This is a genomic window from Streptomyces sp. LZ34 (assembly GCF_053890475.1).
In genome coordinates this window covers 9,534,025-9,549,810 of the sequence record NZ_CM132680.1, presented here as the reverse complement: position 1 = coordinate 9,549,810, position 15,786 = coordinate 9,534,025, and the positions used below count along the sequence as shown (strand labels likewise).

18 protein-coding genes are annotated in these 15,786 nt (G+C 66.2%); 7 read left to right on the top strand and 11 right to left on the bottom strand.

Features of this window, described 5'->3' with window-relative positions; all coding sequences use genetic code 11:
* Positions 1 to 156: 156 nt before the first annotated feature.
* The 7 genes from ACWY4P_RS41000 (at position 157) to ACWY4P_RS40970 (ending at position 4,592) form a co-directional block, all read left to right on the top strand.
* A complete protein-coding gene (locus tag ACWY4P_RS41000) occupies positions 157 to 549 on the top strand; it encodes a hypothetical protein (protein ID WP_456205782.1) in 393 nt (130 codons plus the stop codon).
* Positions 546 to 1,082: a hypothetical protein gene (locus ACWY4P_RS40995; RefSeq protein WP_456205780.1), complete on the top strand. Its 537-nt coding sequence runs from the start codon at positions 546 to 548 to the stop codon at positions 1,080 to 1,082. The genes ACWY4P_RS41000 and ACWY4P_RS40995 overlap by 4 nt, the downstream gene beginning before the upstream one ends.
* Complete coding sequence (locus ACWY4P_RS40990) at positions 1,075 to 1,566, top strand: DUF6221 family protein (RefSeq protein WP_456205778.1); 492 nt, start codon at positions 1,075 to 1,077, stop codon at positions 1,564 to 1,566. The genes ACWY4P_RS40995 and ACWY4P_RS40990 overlap by 8 nt, the downstream gene beginning before the upstream one ends.
* The gene (locus ACWY4P_RS40985; RefSeq protein WP_456205776.1) at positions 1,563 to 2,507 is read left to right on the top strand and encodes an NAD-dependent epimerase/dehydratase family protein; all 945 of its coding nucleotides are present in this window, start codon (positions 1,563 to 1,565) and stop codon (positions 2,505 to 2,507) included. Before ACWY4P_RS40990 ends, ACWY4P_RS40985 begins: the two co-directional genes overlap by 4 nt.
* Positions 2,508 to 2,572: 65 nt before the next feature.
* Positions 2,573 to 3,535 (top strand): glycosyltransferase family 4 protein, encoded by a 963-nt coding sequence (locus tag ACWY4P_RS40980; RefSeq protein ID WP_456205775.1) that lies wholly within the window; start codon positions 2,573 to 2,575, stop codon positions 3,533 to 3,535.
* Positions 3,532 to 4,395: a hypothetical protein gene (locus tag ACWY4P_RS40975; RefSeq protein WP_456205773.1), complete on the top strand. Its 864-nt coding sequence runs from the start codon at positions 3,532 to 3,534 to the stop codon at positions 4,393 to 4,395. Before ACWY4P_RS40980 ends, ACWY4P_RS40975 begins: the two co-directional genes overlap by 4 nt.
* Before the next feature lie 2 nt (positions 4,396 to 4,397).
* On the top strand, positions 4,398 to 4,592 hold the full coding sequence (locus ACWY4P_RS40970; RefSeq protein WP_456205772.1) for a hypothetical protein: 195 nt from the start codon (positions 4,398 to 4,400) through the stop codon (positions 4,590 to 4,592).
* An 89-nt stretch (positions 4,593 to 4,681) separates the two neighbouring features.
* Here the strand turns inward: ACWY4P_RS40970 and ACWY4P_RS40965 are convergent, their stop codons facing one another.
* The 11 genes from ACWY4P_RS40965 to ACWY4P_RS40915 form a co-directional block, all read right to left on the bottom strand.
* On the bottom strand, positions 4,682 to 4,891 hold the full coding sequence (locus tag ACWY4P_RS40965) for a hypothetical protein (RefSeq protein ID WP_456205770.1): 210 nt from the start codon (positions 4,889 to 4,891) through the stop codon (positions 4,682 to 4,684).
* A gap of 9 nt (positions 4,892 to 4,900) precedes the next feature.
* Positions 4,901 to 5,953: a hypothetical protein gene (locus ACWY4P_RS40960; protein WP_456205769.1), complete on the bottom strand. Its 1,053-nt coding sequence runs from the start codon at positions 5,951 to 5,953 to the stop codon at positions 4,901 to 4,903.
* A complete protein-coding gene (locus tag ACWY4P_RS40955; RefSeq protein WP_456205768.1) occupies positions 5,946 to 6,464 on the bottom strand; it encodes a hypothetical protein in 519 nt (172 codons plus the stop codon). Before ACWY4P_RS40955 ends, ACWY4P_RS40960 begins: the two co-directional genes overlap by 8 nt.
* A 5-nt stretch (positions 6,465 to 6,469) precedes the next feature.
* Entirely contained in the window at positions 6,470 to 9,103 is a 2,634-nt protein-coding gene (locus ACWY4P_RS40950; RefSeq protein WP_456205767.1) for a hypothetical protein, read from the bottom strand.
* Positions 9,104 to 9,327: 224 nt separating this feature from the next.
* Positions 9,328 to 10,527, bottom strand: a complete 1,200-nt coding sequence (locus tag ACWY4P_RS40945; RefSeq protein WP_456205766.1) for a hypothetical protein — start codon at positions 10,525 to 10,527, stop codon at positions 9,328 to 9,330.
* Positions 10,527 to 14,177 carry a phage tail protein gene (locus tag ACWY4P_RS40940; RefSeq protein WP_456205764.1) on the bottom strand — a complete coding sequence of 1,217 codons (3,651 nt, stop codon included), beginning with the start codon at positions 14,175 to 14,177 and terminating at the stop codon, positions 10,527 to 10,529. The genes ACWY4P_RS40945 and ACWY4P_RS40940 overlap by 1 nt, the downstream gene beginning before the upstream one ends.
* Positions 14,178 to 14,183: 6 nt before the next feature.
* A complete protein-coding gene (locus tag ACWY4P_RS40935; RefSeq protein ID WP_456205763.1) occupies positions 14,184 to 14,324 on the bottom strand; it encodes a hypothetical protein in 141 nt (46 codons plus the stop codon).
* Positions 14,325 to 14,476: 152 nt separating this feature from the next.
* Positions 14,477 to 14,878 carry a hypothetical protein gene (locus tag ACWY4P_RS40930; RefSeq protein ID WP_456205762.1) on the bottom strand — a complete coding sequence of 134 codons (402 nt, stop codon included), beginning with the start codon at positions 14,876 to 14,878 and terminating at the stop codon, positions 14,477 to 14,479.
* Between the two features lie 9 nt (positions 14,879 to 14,887).
* Positions 14,888 to 15,421 carry a phage tail tube protein gene (locus ACWY4P_RS40925; protein ID WP_456205761.1) on the bottom strand — a complete coding sequence of 178 codons (534 nt, stop codon included), beginning with the start codon at positions 15,419 to 15,421 and terminating at the stop codon, positions 14,888 to 14,890.
* A 41-nt stretch (positions 15,422 to 15,462) separates the two neighbouring features.
* The gene (locus ACWY4P_RS40920) at positions 15,463 to 15,609 is read right to left on the bottom strand and encodes a hypothetical protein (RefSeq protein ID WP_456205760.1); all 147 of its coding nucleotides are present in this window, start codon (positions 15,607 to 15,609) and stop codon (positions 15,463 to 15,465) included.
* Between the two features lie 2 nt (positions 15,610 to 15,611).
* Positions 15,612 to 15,779: a hypothetical protein gene (locus ACWY4P_RS40915; RefSeq protein WP_456205758.1), complete on the bottom strand. Its 168-nt coding sequence runs from the start codon at positions 15,777 to 15,779 to the stop codon at positions 15,612 to 15,614.
* Positions 15,780 to 15,786 lie beyond the last annotated feature (7 nt).

Below are 15,786 nucleotides of genomic sequence, written 5' to 3'. Positions count from 1 at the left end.
TCGAATCATAGATTGCTAAGCCCATTTTTCCTACGAATCTAAGGCGTGGGGGTATTCTGGCGGTGGGTCACGGTCCGACCCTGTGGCGGGGCATGGCCGTGCGGGTCCACGCCCCGCCACACCAAAACCCGCACAACCCGCACCAGGAGCACCCGCATGAGCGATCTCGTAGACCACGCCCGCCGCGAACTCCGCCTCGTCGGCGAAGACCGAGACGTCATCGACGGCCTCTGTCGAGTCGTCCAAGCCTTCGCCGACATGGGGCACAGCGGCACCAGCGCTCACTACGCCGCCCTCTACCTCGATAAGCTGCTGCGCTACCAGCCGCTGTCCGAGCTGACCGGCGAGCCTCGAGAGTGGATAGACCGGCACGCCGACGGCACCACACCGGCTCCTCTGTGGCAGTCCCGTCGGAACCCGGAAGCGTTCTCCGCCGACGGCGGCAAGACATACACGCTCCTCTCCGAGCAGCAGGCCGCAGGCGACATGGCCACCACGCCCCTCCACCGCAGCAAGGCGCTCCCTGAGCCCGCCGAGGAGCAGTCGTGACCGAACCCGCGCCCCTCGCCGTCGAGCAGCTCCTTCCGCTGGCTGTCGCTCTTGAGTATCGCCAGCGCCAGTGTCATCGCGGACAGACCACGCTGCGCTACCCGTTGCCGCCTTGCCCCGCCTGCCGAAAAATGCCCGACGAGATCACTACAGGTCGGTCGCCGCACTTCTTCACCACCGGCATCCTGTTCGAGCCGTGCGGCCACACCTTCACCGCCACCGACGAGGTCACCTGCGAGGCCACAAAGCAGGCGTGCGCCATCGTTGACCAGGAGGAGAACCAGCCCGTCGGGCAACGCCCCGACCTACGTGCTGAGCACGCGCCGCCCGCCAGCACTAGCCAGACGGAATCTCCCGAATTTGTGATCGCGCTGCACGAGGACGACGGGACGCTCATAGTCGGCGTGCGGCCCGACGGCAGCATCGTCCAGGGCCCCAACTATCGGCCCGATGAGGCTGCTGCCGAGTTCTGGGACGCCGTCACCCGCGCCGCACACAGCGCCTCACCCTGGACAGGGCAAGCCGATGACTGACCTGCACGCCTGGGTCCTGGGACAGATAGCCGAGCGGGAGCGGGTCGCACAGGGTGCAACCGAGGGCCCGTGGATTCGATGGGTCGATCAGGAAGGCATCCCCGGCTGGGACGGCTTCATCATGGTCGGCGACAGTGCGGCAGAGGGCGAGGAATGCAACCCGGTTGCCAATGTCTACATCACCGAGGACGCCCAGCACATCGCCCTCAACGGTCCCGATGCCGTACTCCGCCGCTGCGCCGCCGACCGGGAACTCATCGCCGACATCACCGCCGAACGGCACTTCGTCGACGAAAACGACTGCTGGTACACGTGCGCCGCTGCCACCGAAGAACGCGACGGCGGCGAAACCTGTGACAGCACCCGGCGCGGCGGACCCTGCGACTGCGGCCGAGACGCCCGTGTCGAAAGGCGCCTCCGCATCATCGCCGAAGGCTACGGCTGGCACGACAACACCCCGAACAGCAAGGAGCAGCAGGCATGAAGATCGGCATCACCGGCGGGGCCGGATTCATCGGGGGCCACGTAGCCGACGAACTCGCCCGCCGCGGTCACGAGCCCGTCATCTTCGACCACCTCGGCCGCACCACCCGCAGCAACATTCCCGAGTGCTATCGCCCCGTCTTCATGGGCGACGTCCGCGACCCCGTCGCCATGTGCGAACTCGCCGCCCACGTCGACGGCATCATCCACCTCGCCGCCTGCCTCGGCACCCAAGAGACCATCAAAAATCCGCGCCCCGCCGCTGAGACAAACGTGCAGGGTGGCCTGAACTTCCTCGAGGCGATCGCCCAATACGAGATCCCCGGCGTGTACATCGGAGTGGGAAACCACTGGATGAACAACACCTACTCGATCAGCAAGACCACGGTCGAGCGATTCGCCGCCATGTTCAACAAGGAGCGCGGCACCCGCTGCAACATCGTCCGCCTCGTCAACGCCTACGGCCCCTACCAGTCAGTGGCGCCTCCGTTCGGCGCCGCGAAGGTTCGAAAGATCACGCCCGCGTTCGTTTGCCGCGCCCTCACTGGCGAGCCGATCGAGGTGTACGGGGACGGCCAACAGGTATCCGACATGGTCCACGTCACCGACGGCGCCAAGGCGCTCGTATCCGCCCTAGAGAAGGCCGCCGAGGGCGTCGTCCTTGGCCGCGCTGTCGAAGTCGGCCCCGCCGACCACCGCACCGTGAACCAGGTCGCCCAGCTCGTCATCAAGGCCGCCGTCGACCTCGGCTACGACGAAGTCCCCCTCACGCACCTGCCGATGCGCCCCGGCGAGATCCCCGGCGCCCAGGTCACCGCGGACACCAGCACGCTGCCCCTCGTCGATATGACCGCTGACAAGCTCGTATCCCTGGAAGAGGGCATCGCCGAGGTCGTCGCCTGGTATGCGCAGCACTGGCTTCCCGGCTATCTGGCGGCGTGATGCGGGTCCACTTCTGGATGGCCGACGAGGCGGGTTCCGGTTTCTACCGGGGGGTCTTGCCTGGCATGTCGCTGCAGTGGCTCGGCCACAACGTCAGCGGCGGTATGAAGCTGCCCCCGGACTGGGAGGATCTGGACGCGGTCGTCGGCTGCAGAGTCGCCAAGCCCGGCCCATCCAAGACGTGGCGGGCCATGAAGGAGCGCGGCACTCGCCTGGTCCTCGACCTGGACGACGACTACTTCCACCTCGATCCGGCGAACGAAGTCGCCTACGGGGTCTGGTCTGACCCGGCTATCAGGCAGGGTCTCATCGACAGCATCGCTCTCGCCGACACGGTCACCTGCTGCTCCGAGCCCCTCGCGCAGGTGTTGCGCGACTACCACCACGATGTGCGCGTCGTCCCCAACGGACTGCCCGCCCAGTACCTGGGGGCGGTCCGCGACTACAACCCGGAGACGCTGACTGTCGGCTGGGCCGGCTCGTCGTCCACCATGGCCGAGCTGCCCATGGCGGCGCGGGCTCTCAACCGCATAGCCCAGTACAAGCGGCCCGGCGGCGACGTAGTGGTGCGGCTGGTCGGAGTGGCCCCGCAGCAGGCCATCCAGCAGGGCATGCGGCCTGGCCTGGGGAATCGAATCGGCGCGCTGGGATGGGTCGCCAACCACGGGCACTACCTGCAAGCAGTCGCCGGCTTCGATATATGGGTAGCGCCGTACCGGGACATCCGCTTCAACCGGGCGAAATACGCGACCAAGTTCTTGGAGGCTTCGATCCTCGGCATCCCGCTGATCGCCTCCGATATCGAGCCGTATCGGCGGGCGATCCGGCACGGCGAGACCGGGTTCCTGGTGCCGGCTGGCCAGGAGCACCTGTTCGGCCGCTACCTCAAGCGTTTGGTGGACGATCCGGGGTTGCGGCAGCGGATTGGCATGGCGGCTCGCGCGGAGGCGTCCGGGTCGATTCTCCAGGCGATCAATCGGCAGTGGGAGGCGGCACTCGCCCCCGTGATAGAGAAGGCGGCAGCATGATCGATGGCAAGCGCGTGGTGGCCTGGACTCCCTACGGCCGGCGCCGGACGTACAGCATCTTGATCGAATATTTGCGGCGTGACGTCGAGCGTGGATTGCTCGACGAGGTGTGGGCGTACATGAACACCGACGAGACAGGCCAGGAGGACGACATCGCCTACGCGCACGAGTTCGCCGCGCAGCACGCCTGGTTCCATCTCAAGTACCGGCCCGAAGGCATCACCCTTGGCAACCTCCCAAAGCAGAGGTACACCGGGCTGGCCTACCGGGAGATGATCGACCGCGACACGGTGTACGTCAGACTCGATGACGATGTGGTCTACCTACACGAGGACGCGATCGAGAACCTGGTACGGGCCCGGATCGAGATGCCCGCACCGATCGCAGTGTTTCCGATCATCGTCAACAACGCGATCTGCTCCCACTTCCTGCAGCTGTGCGGGAAGATCCCGATGGAGTGGGGCACCGTCAACGCCTACTGCATGGACCCCACCGGCTGGGCCAACGGCCCCTTCGCGGTGAAACTGCACGAGATGCTCCTCGACTACATCGAGGCGGGCACGGTCGACGACCTGTACCTGTACCAGGACTTCCCGCTCGCACCTGGCACCCAGTTCTCCGTGTCCTGCTTCGCCAGCCGCGGCGAGGACTATGCTGCCCTCCCCCAGCCCGGCGTGCTTGTTCCTGACGAGGAGGAGAGCTGGCACACCGTCCACCAGCCGCTAGCCACAGGCCGGCCGAACATCCTACGCGGGGACGCCCTGGTCAGTCACTGGAGCTTCTTTCCCCAGCATCCGTTTCTGAACAGCACCAACCTCCTGGAGCGGTACCGGGAGCTCGCCGAGAAGTTGGGAGGGTAGCCGTGGCTGGCCAGATCAGCATGGAGGCGGCCCTGGCCGCGTTCCGGAAGAAGTGCGGCGACCTCTTGGAGGCCAACGTGCTCCTGGAAGCAAGGCTCACGGAGGCCGAGGCGGAGCTGGAGCAGCTTCGCTCGACGCCGGCCGGGCCCGGGATGGACGCACACGCGCCCCCCGGGCCGTCCGGGCAGCCAGACTAGGGGCGGCGGAGCAAGCCGATGAGGTAGGACAGGGCGATGACGCCGACCTCGATGGCGAGGATCGTCTCGAACAGGGACACGGCGACCTCCTAGGACAGGGGTGTGTCGGTGACCGTCTGGGCGGACTTCACGGCGGTGGTGGAGACGATGCCGGGTGTGTCCGCCAGCACCCCCTCAATCGCTGCCGCCAAGGCCTGGTCGTCGACCGAGACGCCGTCAAGTTGGGTTTGCAGGTAGACGACGGCGGACATGTCGGGGCCGGAGCCGGTGACCTTGATGTGTGGGTAGTCCATGGCCATGTGTGCCTCCTAGGCGATGCGGCGGATGTACATGTACGACCCGGCCTCTACGACGGTGGCGGTGCCATTGCTGGTGTTCTGGGCCCACTGCATGGCGATGGTGCCGCCGCTTCCGCCGGTGGTGACGATGCTTTTTTCGAGGATGGCGACGCTCACGCCGCTGCCGTTGATGATGTAGTCGAGGCCGGTTGTGTAGCCGTGGGCGCTGACGCGGGCGTTGGTGTCGGTGCGGGTGACGAAGGTGGCGGCGTTGTTGGTGGGGCCGTGCGCGAATTTCAATCCGGTGGAGCCGCTGGGCACGTTCCAGGCGGTGTTGATGTTTGGGGTTGTGCTGGAGCTTTGGGCGGCGAGGATGAATTCGACGTAGTAGACGGCGTTGGCGACGACCGTCATGGTGAGGTCGGGGTCGTCAGTTTTCGTCGTCGTGGACGCCCGGGTCGTGTTGGCGGCTTTGACGGCGTAGCGCTCCTGGCCGATGCCGGAAGCTGACAGGTTCCCCGTGACTGTCGTGTTGCCCGTGACGGTCAGGTTGCTGCTGACGCCGAGGCTCCCCGTGACGGTGAGGACGCCGATGCCTGAGCGGGAGAGGCCGACGTCAGTGGTTGTTGATCCGCCTATCCCCCAGTTGATGTTGCCGTCGGCGTTCACGAACCACCTGCTCACGGTGTCGCCCGTGACGCGACTGCTGATCATGTTGGAGTTGCTGGCGGTCAGCATGGTGGCGATGGGGGCGCCGCTGCCGCTGCCGCCGATGTTGAGCTGCTTGCCGCTGGTGAGGTCGAGGTCGGCGTCGAAGGTGCTGGCCGAGTTGGGTATCTGCACCCAGCCGCCGGATGCGGGACTGGAGCCGTTGTGGACATAGGTGCGGGCTGTGTCGGTCTCACGGATGGGCTTGCCGCTGTACGGCGTGCTGGGCCGTGTGGTGGAGGTGCACGCCTGGAATCCGACGGCGGCGTCAAGCTTGTCAAGGTTCTGTCCGATGTCTTGCGTGTAGCTGACGAGCTCGGAGCCGTCGCTCTTGGACTTGTACAGGCCGAGGCGGCTGGTGGACGGATCAGGCACGATCGGCCTCCTCTATGGGCACGGGGAGGCCCCCGTACAGCTTCTTCCAGCGGTGTGTATCTACCTGCTCACGTTTGGCCCGCAGACCGTCAGCGGTGATGCCGTGGCGGCGGCGGATATGGTCGAGCGGGTCAGCCCCCTTGGGCGAGTTGATCCGAACGTGGTCGGCCTTGATGTCGGCTATGTGTTGGCGGTGCGCGTCCCGGGCCTGTGCGGTGGACTCGGCGATGTACAGGGTGATGCGTGGCGCGGGGCGGCCTGCGGTCTTGGCTGGAGCGGCGAGCAGGGACATGGGGCCTTCTGGCTGCTCCGTCGGCGCGTAGGGCTCGTGGAGGATGATGTCGAGAATCTCCTCCACATCGTCGAGGCCGTACTCAGCTGCCCGCCATTCCAGGGTCGCCTTAGGAAAAAGGTGATGGCGTTCTTCCCCGGCCGAACCTTGGTATGTGACTTGCCATAGACCACGGTCATTGTCCTCGGCTACGTCGACGATCGTGTAGTGAATGGGCATAGTCATCACGTCCTGAAACACCAGAAGTTCAAGTCCCAGTTTCCGGATCCGGCCGGGTTTATGTCGACGCTGAAGCCGGTGGTGGACTGAGCGCTCACGCGGACATAGTGGTCGACGTTGTCGAAAACCGTTGCCATGACCCGCAGTGTGGTGTCCATGGTCGGCCCGTAGGTGAGCACTGTTCCTGTACCGGCATTGGTGGTGACGTGGCCAGTGAACAGCCCTTCGTTGCTGTCGGCGGCAATGAAGTCTCGCCATCTCCCGATGTGGCGGGTCACCCCGGATTCGAAAGTCATGACGTTGGCATTTGCACCGCCATTATCCCAGCCGACGATAGTTTGAGCCGCGTCGGCGTATAGCTTGCCTCCGTCTACTCCCGCCCGGTTGTATCCGGCGAAGAGGGCGCTTGATAGCGCATAGGCGTACCCTCCTCGACGCTGTTGGTCATCAGCGCGGACGACCTCCAGCTGAGCCCCAAAAGTGGTCAGGTATGCACGGGAGTTGCACTGCACCCCGGTGCCATCGTCATAGGGGCTGCTGTTCATGCCCAGGTTGACGTCGGTGCCACTGGTGGATGCGTTGATGAACCCATAGTCGCTGCCCGAGTTGGGGTACCAGCGAATCTCGGGCAGGTAGGCGCTCGTGGGGTTGATCTCGACGCGCTTGCCGGTCGTGCCGGACTTGAGCTGCCCAATGATGGAGACGTCTCCCGTGGCGGCGTCTGCGAAGAAGGTGCGGGTGCCGCCCGCGTCGTATGCAGCGATGCCCGCGGAGCTCATTTCTGCGCGCGCTCCGGTGTCGGCGGTTTTTATGCGGGCGCCGACTATCCAGTCTGCTGAGATGGTTCCGGCGGTGACTTTGGTGACGGTCAGGTCGGAGATGTGCGCGTCGTCGATCAGCAGCGCAGTCGCTGTGGCCGCATCACTGGGGCCGGACTTGTTGCCGGTGATGTCGACCGCAACCACTCGCACGTACCGGGCCGAAGTCTCCTCCACCTGGACGGTGACGACGACCGGAATCCCGGCCTGGATCATGCCCGCCGTGGCGGACGCCTTCGCCTTCAGGGTGCCGTCGGACGGCGTGAAGCCGGGCTCATAGTCGACGTGGATCTCGAGGTGGTGCAGGTCCGACTCGAGGTTGAACGTGCCGCCAGACGACTTGCCGAGCGCGTGGGTGACCTGCACGGCGATCCGGCTGGCCGCCACGCTGGGGGCGGCCGGCGTCGACGGCGGGATGTTGTCCTCGGAGGCGACGAACGTCGTCACTGGCCCCCATGCCCCGATGTTGCCTGCCTTGTCGACGGCCCGGATCTGCACGTCGTAGCCCACGCCCGGCGACAGATCCTGGAGCTGTGCTGTGGATTCGCCCCAAGCAACGAACATGGTCTGCCAGTCGTCGTCCGGTGCGGCAAACGGCTGGGCCCACGTCTGCAGATCCATCCAGCGGACCTGGGAGACCTGCGACCAAGTGGTCGGATAGATCATGTCGGTGTCGATCGCCCACCGGATCTCGAAGTGGTCCCCGTCGAGGACCGTACTGCCGTCCACGTTGTTCGGGGCGTTCCACGAGAGGATGACGCGGGCCCGGGTGAAGCCGCGGCCGTCCAGGTAGGCGGAGCCGACGAACGGTTCGATGAATGTCGGCACACCCGGCACGCTGGTGTCCGCATTCGGCCGCGACCCCACAGGCTCCGTCCCGGCCGAGGTGAGCGCCCGCCCGAACTCGCCGACGGTGATCCGCACCTCGCTCGCGGACTCCCACTCGACGTGATCGGTCAGGTCCCACCAGGTTCCGTCCCCGGCCCTGTACGCCACCGTGTATCCGGTGGTGACGGGCCACTGGGTTTCGGCGACCCGCAGCCGGATCGGGTTGATGCGCTCCCCGCGGAACGTCACCTCATTGGCGGTGTCGATGAGTCCCTGGTCGGGGTCGTACACCCACACGTAGTCGCCGACATCGAACGATCCCTGCACGTCGTAGTCCGAGGTGCTGAGCTCCAGCGAGTCGCGGGTGGAGGTGTACTGGTTGAGGGCGACCGCGGCCCGCGTGTCCGCGTTCCCTGTGCTGGTATCGGACTCGCTGACCAGTCGAGTGAGCCGGACGGCGTTGCCGTGGATGTCCTTGTACGGCGTGGCCGGGGAGACGTCCGCGGTGCCCGTGGCGATGCTCTCGCCCTGGCCTTCCGCCAGCAGCACAACCCGAGTGGAGTAGTCCTCCACGTCCCGCGATACGCCCGTGGTGCCAGGCAGGGCGCGCAGGTACATGTCCTCGCCAGCGCCCCGTTTGACGATGACGCACGTCGGATTCGTGACGTACAGGTTGCTCTCGGGGCCCGCGTCCAGGGTGCCGTCACCGTTGACGCGCCAGCCGACGGGCACGCTGGTGGTGGACATGGTGTCGCACACGTAGCTGATCGCTTTGCGGGGCGTCTCGTACAGGTGGCGGCCCGAGTAGGTGCCGCCGACGGAGTAGAGGGTGCCGACGGTGACGGCCCCCGACGCGGGCAGCAGCATGGTCACGGCAGTCGCGAACGTCGCGGAAGCGGGCTCGACCGCGTTCTCATACACGCTGCCTTTGTCGTCTTCGTCGCCGAGCCAGAAGGCCATGCCGACGCCGCCGATCTTGGTGGCGTCCTCCACTCTCTTGGTGCGCCGGTCGTCATCGACGCGCCGGGAGCGGACGACGCCCACATAGCGCGCTGCGGAGAGGAGCCCGTCGCCATAGCCAGCGGGGTCGATCCGGCCGGGCACGATGGCGATGTGCCCGAAGTACTGGATGGCGTCCAACGTCTCGCGGGGCGTAGACGACGACAGTTCGATCTCGAAACTGCCGAGGGCCTCGAGGATCTCAGTTACGGCCATGGTCACCGCCTCACTGCGTAGACGGCTTCAGGCATGGCGGCGATGTACTGGTTCCGCAGGTCGGTTGCGGCGTCCCCCGAGGCGGCACTGCCCCCGCCTGCCGCTACGCCGATCCAGAAATCGAGGGTGGTGGTGCTGGCCTTCTGGATGCCGCCGTTGGTGTGGCTGGTGAAGGTGCGGGCCGAGCCGCAGGCGTAGCGGTTGCCGTCGGCGTCGTTGCCGGACGCCGTAACGTAGCCGGTGCCGCTGGTGCTGGCCTCCGTAGTGCGCAGGTAGGCGGCCAGGGTTGCCGATGTGCCGGTCTGCAGATAGCCCTCGACGAACCGTGAGCCCCGGCGGAGCGCCAGGTCGAGGGTCGCGCGGCCCGGGTTCAGGCTCTTGGTGAGGCGCAGGATGACGTGCTCGCAGTCGTTCCGTAGGAGCGTTGCTCCGTCCCATCCGGTAATGCTGGCGCCGGATCCGGCGACGGAGACGTTCCACTGCTTGGAGTGCCATGCGCCGCCTGTGTATGCCTGCACGTCCAGCGTGCCCGAGGCTGCGGGGGTGACGTTGACGAGGCCGTTGGTGAGCGCCCAGCCGGCCGGACTGAGGCCCTGGTCGGTGCCACACAGCTCCGTGCCCGAGGAGGTGAGGCGGGCCCGGCCGTTGAGGTAGTTGGCGGGGGTGCAGCCCCAGCGTGGGGAGACGCCGGCGGGCACGCTGCGGTAGACGGTGATGGCCCCGTCGGCGCCGGTGCGGGTCATGGTGGTCGCGTTGGAGGATCCGGTGTAGTAGCCGTAGTGGCCGATGGGTGGGGCGTGCCAGCGCTCCCCCGTCAGGCTGAAGTCGTTCGCACGGACAACGCCGGTGAGCCTGCTCTGGAGGTCTACCTCGGTGTCGGAGCCGAGGCGGGTTGCCTGGATCTTCCAGTCGGAAGTGACGGTGTCGCCGCGCCACTCGGTGTAGTCCGCGTTGACGGAGGCGATGGTGACGTAGCAGTTCTGTTCGGGCTTGTCGGTGAAGGTGAGCGGAGCAACGCCGCCCGTAATGAGGGCGCACAGGTTGTCGTGCCGCCACACGAGCTCAGCCCGGGTGAGCGGCGGGCTGGACTCCTGGCCCTCGAGCTCGAGGCTGCGGGTGTCGCCGCTGGACTCTCCGGCCTTGAACGTCTCCCGGAGAAGGAGGCGCCCGATTCGGAGGTCTCCGTAGTCGCCTTGGGGCATCAGCGCCTCCGTTCCTTGTCGCGCTTGCGGAGGGCTTCGGAGACCTCGGCGGCCAGGGCCTCGGCCACGCGGCGGCGCTCCGCCGGGGACGCCATGTCGAAGCTGCCGGACACGTGGACGTTGAGATTCTGGATGGTGGTGGCCGTGCTCCAGGACGCGGACGGCGCGGTCGGGGTGGTGATCCGCATGGTGCCGGGGGTGGTGATCAGGCTCTTGCGGGAGGCGAGTCCCTGGTTGAAGCCGTCGACGGTGTGCTGGCCGAGCTGGGCCATCACCCGGCTGGGGCTGCGGATGCCGAGCGCTTTCTTGATCGCCGTCTCCATGCTCTTGGCGATCTTCATCATCTGGTCTTCGATCGCCTTCTGCTTCTCCGCCAACCCCTTCACCAGGCCCTCAGCGGCTCGGATACCGGACCCGTACATGCTGTCGGCGACCGTGGTTCCGGCTTTGTCCGCCGAGGCGGTCAGCTGCTTCTGGAGATCGTTGATCTGCTTGATCTGCTCGGGTGTGGCATTGAGGAGGGACTGCGCGGTGGCCATGCCGCCGCCGGTGATGCCAGCCGCGGCGATGTCGGAGATGGCGGTGGCGTTGAGGCCGCGCTTCTTCAGCTCCTCCAGCTGCTTGGAGAACTCGGTGGTGCGGGTGGTGTCGGACTTCAGCTGGTTGATGAGCGTGGATGCCGACGTGCCGTACTTGCCGATCTTGGTGATGTTGGCGAAGCCGATCAGCGACGACTTGACCGACGACTTGAGGTTGTCGAACTGGTCCTTGAGCCCGGACAGCTTGTCCTTCGCCGAGTCGAGCGCCTTGCTGTTGGCCTCGGCCGAGTCCCGCAGCTTGAACAGAGACGAGGCGGACCGGGTGAGCTGGGACAGCATCCGCTTCTCCGTCGCGCCCGTGAACGAGCCCTTGATCTTCGTCTGCAGGCTGTACAGCGACGAGATCAGCGCGCTCTCGTCTGTGGGCTTGGCCAGCATGCCCCTGATCTCCGGGTTCACCCGGCCCGCGATGGTCGACATGTTGCCGAGGGTCACGTCCCCGCGCAGCGACGACCGGGCCTCAGCCTGCTTCCGCGCGGCCTCCTTCTGCTTCTCCGTCAGACCGCCCTTCGCGAACCGAGGCAGGCGCCCAGAGTTGACCGCATCCATAAACCGAACGCCGTACTTGGCTACCGCCGCAGCCTTCATCACGTACTCGGTGTTGCTGATCCGCCCCACCGCGCCGCTGGGGAACAGGCTCAGGATGCTGTCGGAGGCGCCTGTGCCGGGCCCAGTGACGTACCCGCCGTCGGGATACATCTGCACGTCGCCGCCAGACGCGTAGCCGCGCACCCGGCCGCCACGCGCATACGGCAACTGGCGCACTCCGGAGCCCGGCTTGCCCACGGAGTAGTAGCGGGTCGTGACGCTGATCGTGACGTTCTTGCTCTGGAGTGCGTCGCGCGCCCTCTGGATCGCCGCGATGTTCGACGCCGCCGAGCCCGTGTTCGCGGTGACCCTGAAGGAGCCGTCCTTCATGTGGGTGACCTTGAAGCCGAGGTTTTCCAGAGCCTGGATCGCCGACGATGTCAACGCCTTGACCGTGACGCTCTTACTGCCCGGCGTGGACTTCAGCTTCGCGATCACGGCGTCCAGCCCGGAGAGCGCATCCTCGCGCTGCATCTCGATGCGCGTGGACTTCTTGTCCGGGATCTTGAGGATCTTCGATGCGAGCTGCTCGGCCTGGGCCGAGGTCAGGCCCATCGCCATAGCCGAGTTGATCAATTCCTGCCGACCCCGGGAGTAGATCCCATTGACCTGCTCCCAGCTCGATCCGGACTCCCGAGCTTTCGTCGCGGCGTCGTCGGTCTTCGTCGCCAGATCCTGCAGGGCAGTGGATGCGTCCCGGGCCTTCTGCGAGTTCAGGTCGAGCTCGCCGTGGACCATGCGCAGGCTGCCGGCGTTGGTCCGTGCGGCCTTCGCCGCATCGTCGATGGCCTGCTCGAAACCGATCATGCCACCGAGCCCGGCCCGGTTGACCTCGTTCAGGGCCACGATCGACTGCCGCAGGCCATCGGTGCTGCGCTTCTGCTCGTCCAGCTTGGTCTTCGTCGCCAGAGCCTGCTGCCCGAAGAGCCCCATCCCGGCCGCCGCAAGCTGCTGATCGGCCTTCAGTCCGGCAACGGACGCCCTGTACTCCGGGAACAGCTCGTTGATCTCCTTGGTGCTGTACCCGGCAGCCGCCATAGCGCTCTTGATCTTCTCGAAGCCGCCCGCCGCCTGCTCGGTATGGCCAGAGGAAACCAAGCTCGCCATGGCCTTGTCGAGCGAGTCGAAGTCCTCCTTGAGCGCCTTGAGGCTCTTATCGCCCATGGTCAGGTCGTCCACCTTGCCGGACACCCAATGAGCCACGTCATCCAGCACCGGCACCTTGACGCCCAAGACGTTCTGTTTGGCGGCAGACGCCTTCTTGTCGAGCAGCTTCACCTTCTCGATCAGCCCGTCCATGTCGCCGAAGGTCTTCTGAAGCTCACCAGTGAAGTGACCGCTGCTGGCCAGGTTCTTCAATGAGGTGGCCAACCGGTCCACGTCCGGCGGCGCGCCCCGCGCCTTCTCCGCGAGCTTTGAGATGCCGACGGCCACAACGCCGAGAACACCAAGGCCTACCGCGGCCTTCTGCATCCGGGTCATGTTCTGCGCCACGCCCGACAACGCCCCACCCACGCCGCCGAAGCGCGCTGCCCGCACGAACGCTGCCAGCCCAGACGCAGCCGACGCTGTCGTGACCGCCGTGAGCGCTGCGGCCCCTATGCGCACCAGCTTGAAAGCCGCGTACAACTGAAGAAACGTCGAGATCACGCCCGACGGCACGGCGTTGACCAACTTCGCCAGGGCGTTTGCCGCGGTCAGCAGAGTCACACCAAGGTCCCCGCCAGACTCCACCAGGTGCAAGGCAGCTCGGGCAATGTTCCCAAGCGTCTCCGCGATCAGCGGGCCCATGGTGCGGGCCTGCTCCATGAACCGGTCGAAGCCACCGCCCGCAGCGAAACCAGCGACCTTCTCGCCGAGGTGCACGATCCCGTCCGACATCGCGCGCAGTGTGCGGCCAGCGAACTCGTTGACCTTCACCATGAACGCGTCGAACCCGGGCGAGGCGACCCCGCCCGCGATCCGCGTGACAAGCCGATCCAGCTCCGTCGATGCTGTCCGCACCAACGGCGACATCTTCGGCAGCAACGCCTGGAACAGCTGGAAACTGTGCGTGAAGGCAGGCATCGTGTCGCCAGCCAGGGAGTCCGACCACTGCTGGTACGAGTCCTTCAGCGCAGCGAACGCCGCTGTGGCTTCCTTCGTCGCCCGCGGCATCTTCGACAGCGTCTGCTGGTAGGCGTTCTCCGCTTTCGCCGCCTCCTGTGAGGACTTCCCCGAGGTCTGCACGGCCTCCTGGTACTTCTCCTGAGCCTTGACCGCGTCGCTCATCTTCGAGATCTGCGGCCCCACAGCCGCACCGAACGCAGCCATGGCCCCGCCCGCCGCGGCAATCCCCGCGCCGGCCACGGCCGCAGCCGGCCCGAGAGCATTGAGTGCGCCGATGACACCGAAAATCTTTGCCTCGGCTCTCTCGGTCTTCGCGTCGACCTGCACATGGCCAGAGGCAACCAGGAACGACATCGGGGGCTACACCTCCACTCTCTCTATGAGGCCGGGGACGATCAGGTTCATGGCGTCGACGTCCACCTGCTGCGGCTCGTCTGGGTTACCGGGTGCGGTCTGGGCAGGCTGCTCCTTCTGCTGCTCGGCGGCCAGGGCTGCGGCCATGGCTCCGTCGTAGGCGGGTGTGCGATTGGCGAGGGCGAGGAAGCGCTTGGCGCCGACGACCTGGATGCTCAGGTCGATGCGGTAGATGGCGAGGAAGTCGGCGTCAAGGTCCTCCTCGTGGTCGACGATCCAGGAATGGCCGTGGATGTTGGCTACGAAGAGGGCGAAGCTTTTCCCGCCGGCTCGTCGTCGCCGTCCATGTGCTTGAAGAAGAGACCGTTCGTCAGCTTCACGACCTGGTCGAACTGCTCCTGCGTGATGGCCTGCCGTTCGTACAGCTCCAGCAGCCGGGTGTACTGGGGCTTGCCGAGGAGGAGCTCCATCAAGCGCATGGCCGCGAAGACGGTCCCCTCTTGGCGGATGCTGTTCATGGCGAGGAAGACGAGCCGCTCGTCGATGACCTTGGGGGCGGTGAAGGTTTCGCCGTCGATGATGAACAGCGGCTCGCGTGCCTCCTCGACGGGCTTCTCCTTCGAGGTGGTGATCTCAAGGATGCCGTTGCTGTGCTCTTCCGCGACCGGAGCGGTGCGGGTTCGGGGCGCTCTGGTAGCCATGGCAGGTCCTTACGAGGTCGCGTCGATGAGCTTGAACGGGGCGATGCTGCTGGTGACGAAGAAGCCGCTCCACTTCACGGTGAACAGCGTCTGGGAGTCCTTCTTGTAGGTGCTCTCGACCTTGTCGTTGGACAGGCACTTGCGGATGATGAAGCGCCTGCGCAGCTGGTTCGGGCCGTAGCCGTCGAGGAGCGCCGCCCGGTAGGTGGGCTGGGTGGCGCTCGACGCGTAGATCGGCTCGAAGCTCTTGAAGCCGGAGCCGGATGCTGCCGTGCCGTCGTTGAGGATGTACTTGAGGTTTTCCAACGTCGGCTCGGCGAGATTCGTCTCGATCGTGAACAGCCTCTTCGTGAGACGCGCACCGGCGACGTCAACGATCTGGTCGACTTCCAGATCCGTGTACGTCTGGTCGACGGTGAGCTTGACGCCGTCCTGAGTGCCGCCGAGGTCGGTCCACGCGGACGCTGCGGGGGCTGTATTGACGGCGGTGTCGGTCGGCTCCGTGGCTCCGAAGTCGGCGATGTAGAGAGTCGCCGGTCCCATGATCAAATTCGTGGTCGTCACACTGATTGGACTCACATCCTTCAGACGGCGGCCAAGGCAGGCCGGTAGTCGACGGTCTTGGTGGCCTTCTTGGTGTTGCAGGTGCCGCAGAGGGGCGGGCAGTTCCGTCCGTTGGGCGCGCTGTTTTCCGGAGTTCGCGGGTGGCCGCACCGGAAGGTGACCGGCATGGTCAGCTCTCCTTAGCCTTCGCAGCAGGCTGGATCTTGGCCGGTGCGGCGGCGGGAGTAGGTGCGGGTGGGGAATCGACGAGGAGCCCCTGGCGCTCGAGGTCGAGCAACTCGGCGTCGGACACCTCGATGTTGAGGTGGGGCTGCATGGTGGTGCGGACGGTCGGCATGGCGGCT

Bases quoted from the DNA above. Each gene is read 5' to 3' on its own strand.
- ACWY4P_RS41000 (WP_456205782.1), top strand. From the start codon at position 157: ATGAGCGATCTCGTAGACCACGCCCGCCGCGAACTCCGCCTCGTCGGC.
- ACWY4P_RS40990 (WP_456205778.1), top strand. From the start codon at position 1,075: ATGACTGACCTGCACGCCTGGGTCCTGGGACAGATAGCCGAGCGGGAG.
- ACWY4P_RS40985 (WP_456205776.1), top strand. From the start codon at position 1,563: ATGAAGATCGGCATCACCGGCGGGGCCGGATTCATCGGGGGCCACGTA.
- ACWY4P_RS40980 (WP_456205775.1), top strand. From the start codon at position 2,573: ATGTCGCTGCAGTGGCTCGGCCACAACGTCAGCGGCGGTATGAAGCTG.
- ACWY4P_RS40975 (WP_456205773.1), top strand. From the start codon at position 3,532: ATGATCGATGGCAAGCGCGTGGTGGCCTGGACTCCCTACGGCCGGCGC.
- ACWY4P_RS40965 (WP_456205770.1), bottom strand. From the start codon at position 4,891: ATGGCCATGGACTACCCACACATCAAGGTCACCGGCTCCGGCCCCGAC.
- ACWY4P_RS40955 (WP_456205768.1), bottom strand. From the start codon at position 6,464: ATGCCCATTCACTACACGATCGTCGACGTAGCCGAGGACAATGACCGT.
- ACWY4P_RS40945 (WP_456205766.1), bottom strand. From the start codon at position 10,527: ATGCCCCAAGGCGACTACGGAGACCTCCGAATCGGGCGCCTCCTTCTC.
- ACWY4P_RS40940 (WP_456205764.1), bottom strand. From the start codon at position 14,177: ATGTCGTTCCTGGTTGCCTCTGGCCATGTGCAGGTCGACGCGAAGACC.
- ACWY4P_RS40935 (WP_456205763.1), bottom strand. From the start codon at position 14,324: ATGGCCGCAGCCCTGGCCGCCGAGCAGCAGAAGGAGCAGCCTGCCCAG.
- ACWY4P_RS40930 (WP_456205762.1), bottom strand. From the start codon at position 14,878: ATGGCTACCAGAGCGCCCCGAACCCGCACCGCTCCGGTCGCGGAAGAG.
- ACWY4P_RS40925 (WP_456205761.1), bottom strand. From the start codon at position 15,421: ATGGGACCGGCGACTCTCTACATCGCCGACTTCGGAGCCACGGAGCCG.
- ACWY4P_RS40920 (WP_456205760.1), bottom strand. From the start codon at position 15,609: ATGCCGGTCACCTTCCGGTGCGGCCACCCGCGAACTCCGGAAAACAGC.
- ACWY4P_RS40915 (WP_456205758.1), bottom strand. From the start codon at position 15,779: ATGCCGACCGTCCGCACCACCATGCAGCCCCACCTCAACATCGAGGTG.